This is a genomic window from Exercitatus varius, assembly GCF_029577735.1.
GTDB lineage: Bacteria > Pseudomonadota > Gammaproteobacteria > Enterobacterales > Pasteurellaceae > Exercitatus > Exercitatus varius.
In genome coordinates this window covers 140,242-153,272 of sequence record NZ_JARQTO010000012.1, presented here as the reverse complement: position 1 = coordinate 153,272, position 13,031 = coordinate 140,242, and the positions used below count along the sequence as shown (strand labels likewise).

Genomic DNA, 13,031 nt, shown 5'->3' with positions numbered 1-13,031 from the left:
TTAAATTTTAACCGCACTTTGAACGCCAAAGTGCGGTTATTTTTTTATTCGTTTTTTGTCGGTGTTTCGGAAATAAAAAATGCGGCCGTTTTTGACCGCACTTTAAACCGTTTTTCTGTCGATTAAGCCGCTTTCGCCATTTCGAATTCAATCAGCATCATCAGAATGTGAATGACTTTAATGTGAATTTCCTGAATGCGATCCGCATAACGGAAATGCGGCACGCGGATTTCCACATCGGCCAGCCCCGCCATTTTTCCGCCGTCTTTACCCGTCATGGCGATCACTTTCATTCCTTTTTCTTTCGCCGCTTTAATGGCGTTTAACACGTTTTTGGAATTGCCTGAAGTGGATAATCCGAATAAGACGTCGCCCGCTTTACCCACGGCTTCCACATAACGGGAGAAGACGTAATCGTAGCCGAAATCGTTGCTGACGCAGCTTAAATGGCTCACATCGGAAATGGCGATGGCGGGATAACCGGGACGATTTTCACGATAACGGCCGGTCAATTCTTCCGCGAAGTGCATGGCGTCGCAATGAGAGCCGCCGTTGCCGCAGGACAGCACTTTGCCGCCTTGTTTGAAACTGTCGGAAATCAGCAATGCGGCTTGCTGAATCAATTTGATATTGTTTTCGTCCGCAATGAATTTTTGCAGCACGTCCTGCGCTTCCAGTAATTCCGCTTTGATTTGTTGTAAATACATGAAGTTCTCCTTTGAATTAAGACGCCGGATTGAGCGTTCCGGGAGCAGTATAGCAAAATTCTCCGGCATGCAAGACGTGTGTCCGTAAAAAATTTGCCGGCGGTGGCGAAATCAAGAGTAAACACATACTCACAGCGGCATCGTTATTAAAAAAACATCGTGATTTTTGACCGCACTTTCGGCGTGACGACGGCTAATTAGAGTTTGTCCGCATGATGAATCGACACAAATTTTTCCCAAAGTTCGTCGTTGCTTTCCACATGCCGCGGATCCGCTATAATACATTTTGTGATGGGGCAAACTTTTTGACAGGTCGGCGTGTCATAATGACCCACGCATTCCGTGCAAAGGGCGGGATCGATCACATAGATTTCGTCACCGACAGAAATGGCGTCGTTCGGGCATTCCGGCAGGCACATATCGCAGTTCGTGCATTTGTCTGTAATGAGTAATGCCATGATAGTCTTCGGTTAACAAAAAAGTGCGGCGATTATAAAGAAATCAGGGCTAAATTTAAAGGTAAAAAATGAATCGGAAACATTTGAAATGGATTCGTCTCGGCGCGCTGGCGCTGTTGGCGGCGTATTTTTATTTCTCGCAGCGATGGATTTCCAACGACAAGATAACGGAAAAGCCGCAGCAACAGCAAAAACGAAATGAAGAGAATTCGATTCGGGGCGAAATCGACCAAAGTGCGGGCAAAAATCACGATGTTTTTTTCAATGGCAAGGCCGACCACGACGCGGCGAATACGAATAAAGCATCGGGCGCTTTGGCCGATTACGATTACATTATGCGTGACGACGCCATCGGGCAAAATGCCAAGGCCTCTGTGGATTATTACATGCTGGCGTTGTCCTGGTCGCCGGCTTTTTGTGATTCGCAAATAAAAAAATTCGGCGCCGATTTGCCGCCTTCGGTGCAACAACAATGCGGTACGCAACGCCAATACGGCTGGGTGATTCACGGCTTATGGCCGCAAAGCCGTTCGGTGCGCGGTACGGCGGATCATCCGCGTTTTTGCCGCGGTGATTTACCGCCGCTGGATGTTGCCGTGATTGAAAAGTATTTGGCGGACAGTCCGAGCGCCACTTTATTACAGGGCGAATGGGAAAAACACGGCGCCTGCGCATTTCAATCGGCGGATGCCTATTTTCAGAAGCAACAGCAATTATTCCGGGAATTAATCCTGCCGACACAGGATATGGAACGCAAAGCGTTATTCCGTTGGATGAAACGGCATAATCCGTCGCTGAAAAACACGTTTATGCAAGCCAGTCGCCATGAACTTTTTATTTGTTACGATCTGAGCTGGACGCCGATAAATTGCCCGTCTCGTTAAAGGTGAAACGGTTAAGCTTACTTGCAAATAAATCTCAATTATTTGATCTGAAACAGTTACAACCTAGCCATAACTGGGTATAATGCCTAAATGTGAAATTTTTATTATTTAACCAAAAGAGGATAAATTATGTCAGTAATCAAAATGACCGACCTTGATTTAGCAGGAAAACGTGTTTTTATTCGCGCCGATTTAAACGTGCCGGTAAAAGACGGTAAAGTGACATCCGATGCGCGTATCCGCGCGACTATCCCAACGCTTAAACTGGCTTTGGAAAAAGGCGCGAAAGTGATGGTAACCTCTCACTTGGGGCGTCCGACGGAAGGCGAATTTAAACCTGAAGATTCATTACAACCGGTGGTTGATTACTTGAATAATGCGGGGCTTGGCGTGCCTGTTCGTTTGGTGCAAAACTATCTGGACGGCGTAGACGTGCAAACGGGCGAAATTGTGGTGCTTGAAAATGTGCGCGTCAATAAAGGCGAAAAGAAAAATGATCCGGAATTGGGCAAAAAATATGCCGCACTTTGTGATGTGTTCGTGATGGACGCGTTCGGTACGGCACACCGTGCGCAAGCTTCAACTTACGGTGTGGCCGAATATGCGCCCGTTGCCTGTGCCGGCCCGTTATTGGCGGCTGAGTTGGACGCATTGGGTAAAGCGTTAAAAGAACCGCAACGTCCGATGTTGGCGATTGTGGGCGGTTCAAAAGTTTCCACTAAATTAACCGTGTTGGATTCGCTTGCAAAAATTGCCGACCAATTAATCGTGGGCGGCGGGATTGCAAATACCTTTATTGCGGCGCAAGGTCACAATGTAGGTAAATCTTTATATGAAGAAGATTTAATCCCTGAAGCGAAACGTTTGGCGGCGGCAACCAATATTCCGGTTCCGGTAGATGTTCGTGTGGGTACCGAATTCTCCGAAACCGCACCGGCCACTCAAAAACCGGTCACCGAAGTGCAGGCGGACGAATCAATCTTCGATATCGGCGATAAATCCGCAGAAGAATTAGCGAAAATCATTAAATCCGCTAAAACCATTCTTTGGAACGGTCCGGTGGGCGTATTTGAATTTCCTAACTTCCGTAAAGGTACCGAGGTGATTTCAAACGCTATTGCGGAAGCCACCGCAAACGGAGCGTTTTCAATCGCGGGCGGCGGCGACACATTGGCTGCGATCGACTTATTCGGTATTAAGGATAAAATTTCTTACATTTCAACCGGCGGCGGAGCATTCTTGGAATTTGTAGAAGGTAAAGTATTACCGGCGGTTGAAATTTTAGAAAAACGTGCGAACGGTTAATTATTCTTAACTTCCCCTCTTTACAAAAGAGGGGAACAAACAAATTTTATTTTACATTAAAGGACAAGCAAAATGGCTAAATTACTAGACATCGTAAAACCCGGCGTATTGACCGGTGATGACGTTTCAAAAGTATTTGCATACGCAAAAGAACACGGTTTCGCTATCCCTGCCGTAAACTGCGTAGGTTCGGATTCGGTAAATGCGGTATTGGAAACGGCAGCTCGCGTAAAAGCGCCGGTTATTATTCAGTTCTCTAACGGTGGCGCTTCATTCTACGCAGGTAAAGGCGTGAAACCGGCAAGCGGCGTTCGTCCGGATGTGTTAGGTGCGATTGCCGGTGCAAAACACGTGCATACTTTAGCCGCAGAATACGGTGTGCCGGTGATTCTTCACACTGACCATTGCGCAAAAAAATTACTTCCGTGGGTTGACGGTTTGTTAGATGCCGGTGAAAAACATTTTGCCGAAACCGGTAAACCGTTATTCTCTTCTCATATGCTGGATCTTTCGGAAGAACCGATGGAAGAAAACATGGCGACTTGTCGTAAATACTTAGAACGTATGGACAAAATGGGCATGACTCTTGAAATCGAAATCGGTATTACCGGCGGTGAAGAAGACGGTGTGGATAACTCCGGCGTTGATGAGTCCAAACTTTATACCCAACCTTCGGACGTATTATATGTTTACGATCAATTAAATCCGGTCAGCTCGCGTTTCACCGTGGCGGCGGCATTCGGTAACGTGCACGGCGTTTACAAACCGGGTAACGTGAAGTTGAAACCGTCCATCTTAGGCGCTTCGCAGGAATTCGTGGCGAAAGAACGTAATCTTCCGGCGAAACCGATTAACTTCGTATTCCACGGCGGTTCCGGTTCTTCCACTGAAGAAATCCGCGAAGCTATCAGTTACGGCGCAATCAAAATGAACATTGATACGGATACTCAATGGGCGGCATGGGACGGTATTCTTCAATTCTACAAAGCGAACGAAGCGTATTTGCAAGGTCAATTAGGTAATCCTGAAGGTCCTGACGCACCAAACAAAAAATATTACGACCCACGCGTTTGGTTACGTAAAATGGAAGAATCCATGTCTAAACGCTTAGAAAAATCTTTCCACGATTTAAATTGTGTTGACGTATTATAATCGTTAAAAATCAGTTAAAATAAGACCGCACTTTATTGTGCGGTTTTTTATTTGTCTTACGGGATCCGTTATGCAACTGTTTCGATTTGAAAAATTGCCGGTTTGGGTGAATGTGCTCACGGCAGTGTATATTTTGACCGTTTTTATCCTTAAACCCGTGCATAATGCTGCGTTTATTGCTTTAGCGTTGTTAGGATTGGCGTATAGTCTGATTGTTTTGAAAAACAAGCAAACCTTTTCCTTAACGAAAGAGGATAAATGGTTTTGCTACGCCTTATTGTTTTATATTATCGTTCGTTTAATAACCTTTGGCTTCCATGATGATCGTTGGCGTCATGTGGATGTGGTGAGCCAGTTATTGGCGTTTTTACCGGCGTATTTCCTGCTGCGGAGATTTAAAATTCGCCTTAACGCTTTATTTTTTGCCATTCCGGGCAGCGCCGTAATCGGGTTTGCCGTTGCCGCCTATGATCGCTTGTATCTCGGTTTGCGCTTGCCTTTCGGCAGTATGATTCATATTCAGGCCGGCGACATGGCGTTGTCGCTGGGTTGGTTGTCTTTTCCTTTGTTCTTTTATGCGCTGAAGAAAAAACAAAAAATTTTGACCGCACTTTGCGTGCTGGGCATCCTCGCCGGTTTGGGCGCCAGCGTGCTGTCTACGGCGCGCGGCGGTTGGATTAGTTTGCCGCCGGTACTGATTGCGCTGTTTTATATTTTCCGTCGGCAGCTTTCCGGAAAATTTATTGCCGGTTTGTGCACCTTGGTGGTAGCCGGAGCCGTTGCATTATTTATGATTCCGCAAACTCAGGTGAGTCAGCGCATTTATCAGGCGCATAGCGATATTGTGAATTATTTCGAGAAAAATAACCCGAACACCTCTATCGGTGCGCGTTTTGAAATGTGGAAAGGCGCATTAATGATGGCGCAGGAACATCCGCTGGCCGGCGCGGGTGAAGCCGGATTCAAAACCCATTTCGAAAAATATGCGGCGGAAGGCAAAATGGCGAAATCCGCCAGTATTTACGGCCATGCGCATAATCTTTATCTGGAAAATTTAGCAAAAAACGGGATTTTCGGTTTGTTATCGCTGCTGGCAATATTTTTTGTGCCTTTACGTGGATTCTGGCGGGGGGCGAAATCAACGGATTTTGCTCAGCAAACGATCGGTGCGTTAGGCGTTGTGCATGTGGTAGCGGTGTTGTTTTACGGCATGAGCGAAGCGTTTTTCTCGTTGCACGCCACGCAAATGTTCTATTTCTTTCTGGTTTTTGTACTACATTCGATGTTGGAACGGCCAGAATCGAAATCATAAAAACCGTAAAAAAAACAGCACCTTGCGTGCTGTTTTTTGTCGTGGATCTCTGCGGAATTAGGCGTTTTTCACCGGATAATCCCACCAAATATCGAATAATTCGCTGATTTCGATCTGTTGAACGCCGTTCGCTTCCAACCAGTCTTTGATTAATTTGCGGTGAGATTCGTTGCATTTCCCTAATTTTTCCAGGCAAACCAAGCCTTCCCAGTGTAAGTAGCCGCTACCTTCATAAGCCAGACCGTTCGGTTGGATAACTTCGCGGATAAAGCGATCCACCACTTCGTCAACGGTTTCAATCGCGGTGCCTTCCGCAAATTGCCAGTTCACTAAGAAACCCAGTTCCTGGAATTCAGCCAAGTGCATTTTTTTACGTTGTCGCGCATTACGTTTGATAGCCATAATATTCTCCTATTGTGTGGCGGTTAATTTTTGACGAAATATAAATCCCAAACGCCGTGTCCGAGTTGCTGTCCGCGCCGTTCGAATTTGGTTAACGGACGAAAATCGGGACGAGGGATGAAATTGCCGGTTGCAGAAACGTTACGAATTCCGACCGCACTTTGTAGGGATTGTAACACGTCCAGCATATGTTCGGCATAATTTTCCCAGTCGGTGGCGAAATGAATGAAACCGCCGGGCGCCAGTTTTTTCGCCACGGTTTCTACAAAATACGGCTGTACGATGCGACGTTTATGATGTTTTGTTTTATGCCAGGGATCGGGAAAAAACAATTGCAGTCCGCCAAGAGAATGATCGGTGATGCAATCGCGCAGGATTTCCGTGGCATCGTGGCAAATGACGCGCAGGTTTTTCACCCCTTTTTCTATCGCGTACGCCAGACAGGCGCCCACGCCCGGCGTATGCACCTCAATGCCGAGATAATTTTTATCGGGATTTTGTTCCGCCATTTCCACTAAGGATTTGCCCATACCGAAACCTATTTCCACAATCACCGGTTGCCGATTGCCGTAAATAGCAGGAAAATCAAAGGGTTCGGGTTGATAATCCAGGCCGTAATCCGCCCAGTTATCATTCATCATTTGACGTTGAAATTCGCTTAAACGCCCGGTGCGCAGGACGAAACTGCGCACTTTGCGTTTATAACGTCCGTCTTCGGTAAATTCGGCGGTTTCAACGGTTTTTCGTTTTTTATCGGCAAGAGTGATTTTGGGTTCTGTCATAAGTGTTTTCGTGATCATTAAATTGGCGGAGGATTATACGGTTTTTGCCGTGGTTTTAAAAGTGCGGTCAAATTTTTTCACGTTTTATTCGTTTGAATAGCTGTGTTAGAATTTTCAATCTTTTTATTATTCTAGGATTTTTATGCAAGCCCGCTCGTCTTCATCTTCGCCTTTTGCTTCCGCCGTGCTCGCCTGGTTTGATCAATTCGGACGCAAACATTTGCCGTGGCAGCAAAAGAAAACGCTGTACGGCGTGTGGCTGTCGGAAGTGATGTTACAGCAAACGCAGGTGGCGACGGTGATCCCTTATTTTGAACGGTTTATCAAAACTTTTCCGAATGTGACCGCACTTGCGGACGCTTCGCTGGATGAAGTTCTGCATTTGTGGACGGGATTGGGCTATTACGCCCGCGCCCGGAATTTGCATAAAGCGGCGCAACAGATTCGGGACGAATTTCAGGGCGAATTTCCGACGGAATTTGAACGGGTGCTGGCGCTGGCGGGCATCGGGCGTAGCACCGCCGGTGCGATTTTGTCTTCCGTACTCGGTCAGCCTTATCCGATTTTAGACGGCAATGTGAAGCGGGTGTTGTCCCGTTATTTTTTGGTTGAAGGCCGGGCGAGCGATAAAAAAGTGGAAAACCGGCTATGGGCGTTAAGTGCCGAGGTAACGCCTTGTGATCGAAGCGCGGATTTTAATCAGGCGATGATGGATATCGGCGCTTTAGTGTGCACGCGTTCCAAGCCGAAATGCGATCTTTGCCCGTTGCGCGAAAAATGCGGCGCGCATTTAACGGAGGCGTGGAAAGATTATCCGGCGAAAAAACCGAAGAAAAATTTACCGCAACGAAAGGGATATTTTCTCTTATTGGAACGGGACGGCAAGATCGCTTTGGAACAGCGTCCGAAGGCGGGACTGTGGGGCGGGCTTTATTGTTTTCCTCAGTTCGACAGCAAATCCGCGTTGTTGGCTTATCTGCGCCGACAGGGCGTGACGACATATCAGGAGTGGGCGGGATTTCGCCATACTTTCAGTCATTTTCATTTGGATATTTATCCTATTTATGCTGAACTTACACCGAAAAAACGTGACGAAGATCGCAGTGATTGGAAAAAAATCGAAGAAAATCCGCGGGAATATCAATCTTCGGTATCAAGTGCGGTCAAATATTGGTATGATTTGCGAAATCCTGATCTAATCGGGTTAGCAACCCCCGTCAAAAATTTATTACTTCAATTTAAAAAAGGACATAGTCATGGCTAGAACCGTATTCTGCGAATATTTAAAGAAAGAAGCAGAAGGTCTGGATTTTCAGTTATATCCGGGCGAATTGGGCAAGCGTATTTTTGAGCATATCAGTAAACAAGCCTGGAGCGATTGGTTGAAAAAACAAACCATGTTGGTAAACGAGAAAAAACTGAATATGATGAATGCCGAACATCGTCAGATGCTTGAACGGGAAATGGTGAATTTTTTGTTTGAAGGCAAAGACGTGCATATCGAAGGCTATGTTCCACCGGAAAAATAATTTGAAAATATGAAGATTACGTTAAAAAAATTACTGATTTTAGCGATTGTTCCGTTTTTATACGCCTGTTCGTCGGATCGTGCGAATTACGACGATGTGTTTGCCAAAGATACCCACGGACTGGATTTGCTGACCGGGCAGTTCTCACAGAATATCGACCAGATTTGGGGTGTGAACGAACTGTTGGTGGCAAGTCGTAAAGATTACGTAAAATATAACGACAGTTATTATACTCGTAGTCACATCAGCTTCGACGAAGGGGTAATCACGATTGAAACTTTGGCGGATGTTAATCGCCTGCACAGCGCTATCGTTCATACGTTATTGATGGGTTCCGATGCCAGAGGCATTGATTTATTCGCCTCGGGCGATACGCCGATCAGTTCCCGCCCGTTCCTGGTAGGACAGGTGGTGAATAACTACGGACAGGCTATTACGGATGTGAATGTCGCGAATAACTTCGCCACTTATCTGATTCAGAATAAATTACAACAACGTCGTTTAAGCAACGGACGCACCGTACAATTCGTTTCCATTCAAATGATTGCGAATCACGTAAATATCCGTGCGAGAAAATACCTGCCGTTCGTTCGCAAAGCGGCGCGCCAATACGACATTGACGAAAGCCTGATTCTGGGGATTATGCAAACGGAATCCAGTTTCAACCCGTACGCAATCAGTTACGCCAATGCGATCGGTTTGATGCAGGTGGTACCGCATTCCGCCGGACGTGACGTGTTCAAGATGAAAGGTCGCAGCGGTCAACCGAGTAAGAGTTATTTATTTGATCCGGCTCAAAACGTAGATGCGGGCACATCTTATTTGTGGTTGCTGAGAAACGAATATCTGGCCGGCATTCAGAATCCGACTTCTATGCGTTACGCCATGATTTCGGCTTATAACAGCGGCGCGGGCGCCGTGTTACGGGTATTCAGCGATGATCCGGATGAAGCTATTTATCTCATCAATAAAATGCAGCCTGAACAGATTTATCGCATTTTAACCACCAGCCATCCGTCGGCACAGGCCAGAAACTATCTGGTGAAAGTGGATAAAGCGCAGCGCAGTTACCGTCGCGCGAGATAAGTCTGAGAGTATCGCAAAAATCCTTACGGTATATCGCCGTAAGGATTTTTTATTACAAAAGTGCGGTCAAAAAAAGCAACGTTTTTTGAACGTTGGCTTTGCCAACGGTGGCGAAGGCATAACTAGTCGCACCGGCGATTACGCATAAAAAACGATCGTTTTTTACATAAAGGCGGACAGAACCCTTTGTTTTCGACACAGCGATAAATTTTAACCAAATCCTGACCGGTTTTTATTCTTTTTGCCTGTTAAACAATCAAACGGCATTTTTTTTATATTATTTTAAGAAATAAGTGTTGACCTCAGGTCTGAAATACGGTTTAATACGCCCCGTGTTGACGCAGTGAGCGTTAAACGCCTCGATAGCTCAGTCGGTAGAGCAGGGGATTGAAAATCCCCGTGTCGGTGGTTCGATTCCGCCTCGAGGCACCATCTTTTCCTCCTTAGTTCAGTCGGTAGAACGGTGGACTGTTAATCCATATGTCGCAGGTTCGAGTCCCGCAGGAGGAGCCATATTAAAAAAGCCCGTTAGTCGAAAGACTGACGGGTTTTTGCTTTCTTATTCATTACATACGGCGACATGACGCATTGGCATAATAAAAAACCGAATTCCGTAGAATTCGGTTCCTTAATCGTTTATCCACTTAATATTTGAAATTTAAGCATTCAGGATCTTCTGAATTTCCTGAATACTTAAGTGATAACCGTGCGGGCAACCGTGCCAGACATCTAGCATCTTGATGTATTTATCCCACATCGGTGTTTGTGAATCGCAACCGTGTTCGCAATGCATGAATTCCTGATATTTGCCTTCCGTGCCGGTGATAAAGCGTAAATAATTCAAGTATTTTTTCTCACGCACCGCACAGTAACCGGCAAATTTTAAACGATGTTCCGTCACCTCGGTTTTATTGCTTAAATTGTTGTAAGACACCTGCAACGCTTTATACATTTCAAGGGTGTCAAGCACGGTTTGACATTCTTCCGCGGAAAGATTGCTGAATTCGTTATCCAGCGCTTGCAATTCCAAACTGAAACCGCCGCGTACAATGGCTTCCGAACGGGCGTAGGTCTTCGCATTAGCGGGGTCAAGCAATCCCATAAGCTTGTATTGATTGGCTAAAATCAAACGTTGCGTAGTGGTCATTTCCATAATGATTACTCCTAATCGATGCTGTTCAAGTCTTCTTCGGAAAGCCCGGTTTCTTTTGCTTTCACATTGCCGTCTGTGGCGCGGTATTCTAAGTTTTGGTAATAAGCCTCACGGAATGTAATGTACGGATCCGCAGATTGTTCTAACAAGGCTTCTGCATTTGTATTCATCGCTTTCGCGCGGGTATCCACTTCCTGAACGCCATATTTTACCAACGACCAAGCGCCGCCAACCCAATGCCAGAACGGATAAGTATAAGCGTTGTCCACTAACGCACCGGTTAATTCGCGCGGCGTAGTCGCGTTATATACCGGTAATACAATATAAGTGCCAGGGTTCACACCGTAACTGCCCAGAGTGTCGCCGAAGTTGCGCTGATGTTCGATTTTAAGCGGATCGCTGTAACTTGCCCAGTCGATTAGGCCACCCAATCCGAAAGTGGAGTTGATGATAAAACGATTTAAATGCACCATGGCTTTTTGCCCTTCGCCTTCCCATAAACGGTTTAAGAAACTCACGGGTTCGTCAAGGTTATTGGCAGCGTTGGATAATCCGGTAGTGAGCGGATCCGGCAGCGCGTTCCAGCCTTTGGCGGCAGGTTTCAATAAATACGGATCAAGCACTTTGTAGTTGAAATCCCACATGGTGCGGTTAAATCCTTGTAGCGGGTCGCTTCGCTCGCCCGTCACCGGATCTAACGTGTTGCTGCAACCGGCAAGGGCAACGGCACTGAAAAGTGCGGTCAAAAAAAGAGAGATTTTTTTCATACGGTTATCCTGTGCTGAAACAATTTTTGCATTGTAAATGAGTTATTCCGGAATTGGCAAATAATTCGCCGCACTTTTTTCATCATAGTATTTTATAAATTGAATTTTTATGCAAAAATAAAGCATAATTAATCAGTTAACCGTTTGCGAATTTGCTTGAATCAGGCGCCGATGTCCTTTAGAATAGGCAAAATTTAGCCCGCGAGCGCTAAAATTTATCAGCGAATCCTGCAAATTTATGATGTCCGTGCAATATTACATGCAAAATGCATGAAAAGTGCGGTGGTTTTTTTCGGGATTTTTGGTTAATGAACATTCGCAAGTGTTCGACCGAACAACAATTTATAGGAGATATTTTATGTCTGAACCTGCAATTCTTGTGTTAGCAGATGGCAGCGTTTTTCACGGCACCTCTATCGGCGCTACGGGGCACACGATCGGCGAAGTGGTTTTTAATACTTCAATGACCGGCTATCAGGAAATCCTCACCGACACCTCTTATTTTAAACAAATTGTCACACTCACTTATCCTCACATCGGCAACACCGGCACCAATCCGGAAGATCTCGAAAGTAAAGGCGTTTACGCAGCCGGTTTAATTATTCGCGATTTACCGATGATTCACAGTAACTTCCGCGCCAATCAAAGCCTTTCGGACTATTTAAAAGAAAATAATGTGGTGGCTATTGCGGATATCGATACCCGTCGTTTAACCCGCCATTTACGCGATAACGGCGCGCAGGCGGGCTGCATTATGGCGGGCGAAATCGATGAGGCGAAAGCTCTTCAATTAGCCAAAAGTTTCGGTTCCATGGCAGGCAAGGATCTGGCGAAAGAAGTGACTTGCGACAAACCGTACAGTTGGGATGAAGGCGAGTGGAAATTGGGCGAGGGTTATATGAAAGCGCCAAAGGCGGAATTCAACGTCGTGGCCTATGATTTCGGGGTGAAGCGCAATATTTTCCGCATGCTTGCCCAACGCGGCTGTCACTTGACCGTAGTGCCGGCGACGACATCGGCGAAAGAGGTGCTCGCACTCAATCCGGACGGTGTTTTCTTATCTAACGGACCCGGCGATCCGGAGCCTTGCGATTACGCCATTGAAGCCATTCAAAAAATTCTTGCCAGTAAAAAACCGTTATTCGGCATCTGCTTAGGCCACCAATTATTAGGCTTGGCAAGCGGCGGCAAAACCAAAAAAATGGCGTTCGGTCACCACGGCGCCAATCACCCGGTACAGGATTTGGATACGCAAAAAGTGATGATCACCAGCCAAAATCACGGGTTCGAAGTGGACGAACACAGCCTGCCGGCAAACGTACGCGTCACGCATCGTTCGTTATTCGATAACTCGGTGCAAGGCATCGAATTGACCGACCAACCGGCGTTCAGCTTCCAAGGACACCCGGAAGCCAGCCCGGGCCCGCATGACGTAGCGTATTTATTCGATAAATTTATTGATGAAATGCGAAAAGCGAAAGGATAAAGTGCGGT

14 protein-coding genes and 2 tRNA genes are annotated in these 13,031 nt (G+C 46.3%); 10 read left to right on the top strand and 6 right to left on the bottom strand.

Annotated elements, in window-relative coordinates; all coding sequences use genetic code 11:
* Window positions 1–122 precede the first annotated feature (122 nt).
* Together lpcA and P7M01_RS09245 are read right to left on the bottom strand one after the other, a co-directional pair.
* Window positions 123–707, bottom strand: coding sequence for a D-sedoheptulose 7-phosphate isomerase (gene lpcA / locus P7M01_RS09250; RefSeq protein ID WP_202936239.1), 585 nt, complete (start codon window positions 705–707; stop codon window positions 123–125).
* Between the two features lie 197 nt (window positions 708–904).
* Window positions 905–1,165 (bottom strand): YfhL family 4Fe-4S dicluster ferredoxin, encoded by a 261-nt coding sequence (locus P7M01_RS09245; RefSeq protein WP_317475711.1) that lies wholly within the window; start codon window positions 1,163–1,165, stop codon window positions 905–907.
* A 68-nt stretch (window positions 1,166–1,233) separates the two neighbouring features.
* Between P7M01_RS09245 and P7M01_RS09240 the strand changes: the two genes are divergently transcribed.
* From P7M01_RS09240 to P7M01_RS09225, 4 genes are all read left to right on the top strand, one after another.
* Entirely contained in the window at window positions 1,234–2,049 is an 816-nt protein-coding gene (locus tag P7M01_RS09240) for a ribonuclease T2 family protein (RefSeq protein ID WP_317483125.1), read from the top strand.
* 129 nt (window positions 2,050–2,178) lie between these two features.
* On the top strand, window positions 2,179–3,354 hold the full coding sequence (pgk, locus tag P7M01_RS09235; RefSeq protein WP_202936236.1) for a phosphoglycerate kinase: 1,176 nt from the start codon (window positions 2,179–2,181) through the stop codon (window positions 3,352–3,354).
* Between the two features lie 72 nt (window positions 3,355–3,426).
* Window positions 3,427–4,506 (top strand): class II fructose-bisphosphate aldolase, encoded by a 1,080-nt coding sequence (gene fbaA / locus P7M01_RS09230; protein WP_202936235.1) that lies wholly within the window; start codon window positions 3,427–3,429, stop codon window positions 4,504–4,506.
* A gap of 70 nt (window positions 4,507–4,576) precedes the next feature.
* Complete coding sequence (locus P7M01_RS09225; RefSeq protein WP_317483124.1) at window positions 4,577–5,818, top strand: O-antigen ligase family protein; 1,242 nt, start codon at window positions 4,577–4,579, stop codon at window positions 5,816–5,818.
* A gap of 57 nt (window positions 5,819–5,875) precedes the next feature.
* Here the strand turns inward: P7M01_RS09225 and P7M01_RS09220 are convergent, their stop codons facing one another.
* Together P7M01_RS09220 and trmB are read right to left on the bottom strand one after the other, a co-directional pair.
* On the bottom strand, window positions 5,876–6,220 hold the full coding sequence (locus P7M01_RS09220; protein ID WP_317475708.1) for a YggL family protein: 345 nt from the start codon (window positions 6,218–6,220) through the stop codon (window positions 5,876–5,878).
* Between the two features lie 23 nt (window positions 6,221–6,243).
* Entirely contained in the window at window positions 6,244–7,002 is a 759-nt protein-coding gene (gene trmB / locus P7M01_RS09215) for a tRNA (guanosine(46)-N7)-methyltransferase TrmB (protein ID WP_317483123.1), read from the bottom strand.
* Between the two features lie 142 nt (window positions 7,003–7,144).
* On the opposite strand from trmB, the gene mutY reads away from it, so the two are divergent.
* The 5 genes from mutY to P7M01_RS09190 all read left to right on the top strand — a co-directional run bounded on the left by mutY (window position 7,145) and on the right by P7M01_RS09190 (window position 10,130).
* Window positions 7,145–8,266 carry an A/G-specific adenine glycosylase gene (gene mutY / locus P7M01_RS09210; protein ID WP_317483122.1) on the top strand — a complete coding sequence of 374 codons (1,122 nt, stop codon included), beginning with the start codon at window positions 7,145–7,147 and terminating at the stop codon, window positions 8,264–8,266.
* The gene (locus tag P7M01_RS09205) at window positions 8,259–8,531 is read left to right on the top strand and encodes an oxidative damage protection protein (protein WP_202936230.1); all 273 of its coding nucleotides are present in this window, start codon (window positions 8,259–8,261) and stop codon (window positions 8,529–8,531) included. Before mutY ends, P7M01_RS09205 begins: the two co-directional genes overlap by 8 nt.
* Window positions 8,532–8,540: 9 nt before the next feature.
* Window positions 8,541–9,617, top strand: a complete 1,077-nt coding sequence (gene mltC / locus P7M01_RS09200) for a membrane-bound lytic murein transglycosylase MltC (RefSeq protein WP_317478639.1) — start codon at window positions 8,541–8,543, stop codon at window positions 9,615–9,617.
* A gap of 356 nt (window positions 9,618–9,973) precedes the next feature.
* Window positions 9,974–10,049: transfer RNA gene (locus P7M01_RS09195), tRNA-Phe, on the top strand.
* A 5-nt stretch (window positions 10,050–10,054) separates the two neighbouring features.
* Window positions 10,055–10,130, top strand: a tRNA-Asn gene (locus P7M01_RS09190).
* A 145-nt stretch (window positions 10,131–10,275) separates the two neighbouring features.
* Here the strand turns inward: P7M01_RS09190 and P7M01_RS09185 are convergent.
* Together P7M01_RS09185 and P7M01_RS09180 are read right to left on the bottom strand one after the other, a co-directional pair.
* A complete protein-coding gene (locus P7M01_RS09185) occupies window positions 10,276–10,770 on the bottom strand; it encodes a YfbU family protein (protein WP_202936228.1) in 495 nt (164 codons plus the stop codon).
* An 11-nt stretch (window positions 10,771–10,781) separates the two neighbouring features.
* Entirely contained in the window at window positions 10,782–11,537 is a 756-nt protein-coding gene (locus P7M01_RS09180; protein WP_317475704.1) for an MlaA family lipoprotein, read from the bottom strand.
* A gap of 358 nt (window positions 11,538–11,895) precedes the next feature.
* On the opposite strand from P7M01_RS09180, the gene carA reads away from it, so the two are divergent.
* Window positions 11,896–13,023, top strand: coding sequence for a glutamine-hydrolyzing carbamoyl-phosphate synthase small subunit (carA, locus tag P7M01_RS09175; protein WP_317483121.1), 1,128 nt, complete (start codon window positions 11,896–11,898; stop codon window positions 13,021–13,023).
* Window positions 13,024–13,031: the final 8 nt, after the last annotated feature.

Bases quoted from the DNA above. Each gene is read 5' to 3' on its own strand.
- lpcA (WP_202936239.1), bottom strand. From the start codon at position 707: ATGTATTTACAACAAATCAAAGCGGAATTACTGGAAGCGCAGGACGTG.
- P7M01_RS09245 (WP_317475711.1), bottom strand. From the start codon at position 1,165: ATGGCATTACTCATTACAGACAAATGCACGAACTGCGATATGTGCCTG.
- P7M01_RS09240 (WP_317483125.1), top strand. From the start codon at position 1,234: ATGAATCGGAAACATTTGAAATGGATTCGTCTCGGCGCGCTGGCGCTG.
- pgk (WP_202936236.1), top strand. From the start codon at position 2,179: ATGTCAGTAATCAAAATGACCGACCTTGATTTAGCAGGAAAACGTGTT.
- fbaA (WP_202936235.1), top strand. From the start codon at position 3,427: ATGGCTAAATTACTAGACATCGTAAAACCCGGCGTATTGACCGGTGAT.
- P7M01_RS09225 (WP_317483124.1), top strand. From the start codon at position 4,577: ATGCAACTGTTTCGATTTGAAAAATTGCCGGTTTGGGTGAATGTGCTC.
- P7M01_RS09220 (WP_317475708.1), bottom strand. From the start codon at position 6,220: ATGGCTATCAAACGTAATGCGCGACAACGTAAAAAAATGCACTTGGCT.
- trmB (WP_317483123.1), bottom strand. From the start codon at position 7,002: ATGACAGAACCCAAAATCACTCTTGCCGATAAAAAACGAAAAACCGTT.
- mutY (WP_317483122.1), top strand. From the start codon at position 7,145: ATGCAAGCCCGCTCGTCTTCATCTTCGCCTTTTGCTTCCGCCGTGCTC.
- P7M01_RS09205 (WP_202936230.1), top strand. From the start codon at position 8,259: ATGGCTAGAACCGTATTCTGCGAATATTTAAAGAAAGAAGCAGAAGGT.
- mltC (WP_317478639.1), top strand. From the start codon at position 8,541: ATGAAGATTACGTTAAAAAAATTACTGATTTTAGCGATTGTTCCGTTT.
- P7M01_RS09185 (WP_202936228.1), bottom strand. From the start codon at position 10,770: ATGGAAATGACCACTACGCAACGTTTGATTTTAGCCAATCAATACAAG.
- P7M01_RS09180 (WP_317475704.1), bottom strand. From the start codon at position 11,537: ATGAAAAAAATCTCTCTTTTTTTGACCGCACTTTTCAGTGCCGTTGCC.
- carA (WP_317483121.1), top strand. From the start codon at position 11,896: ATGTCTGAACCTGCAATTCTTGTGTTAGCAGATGGCAGCGTTTTTCAC.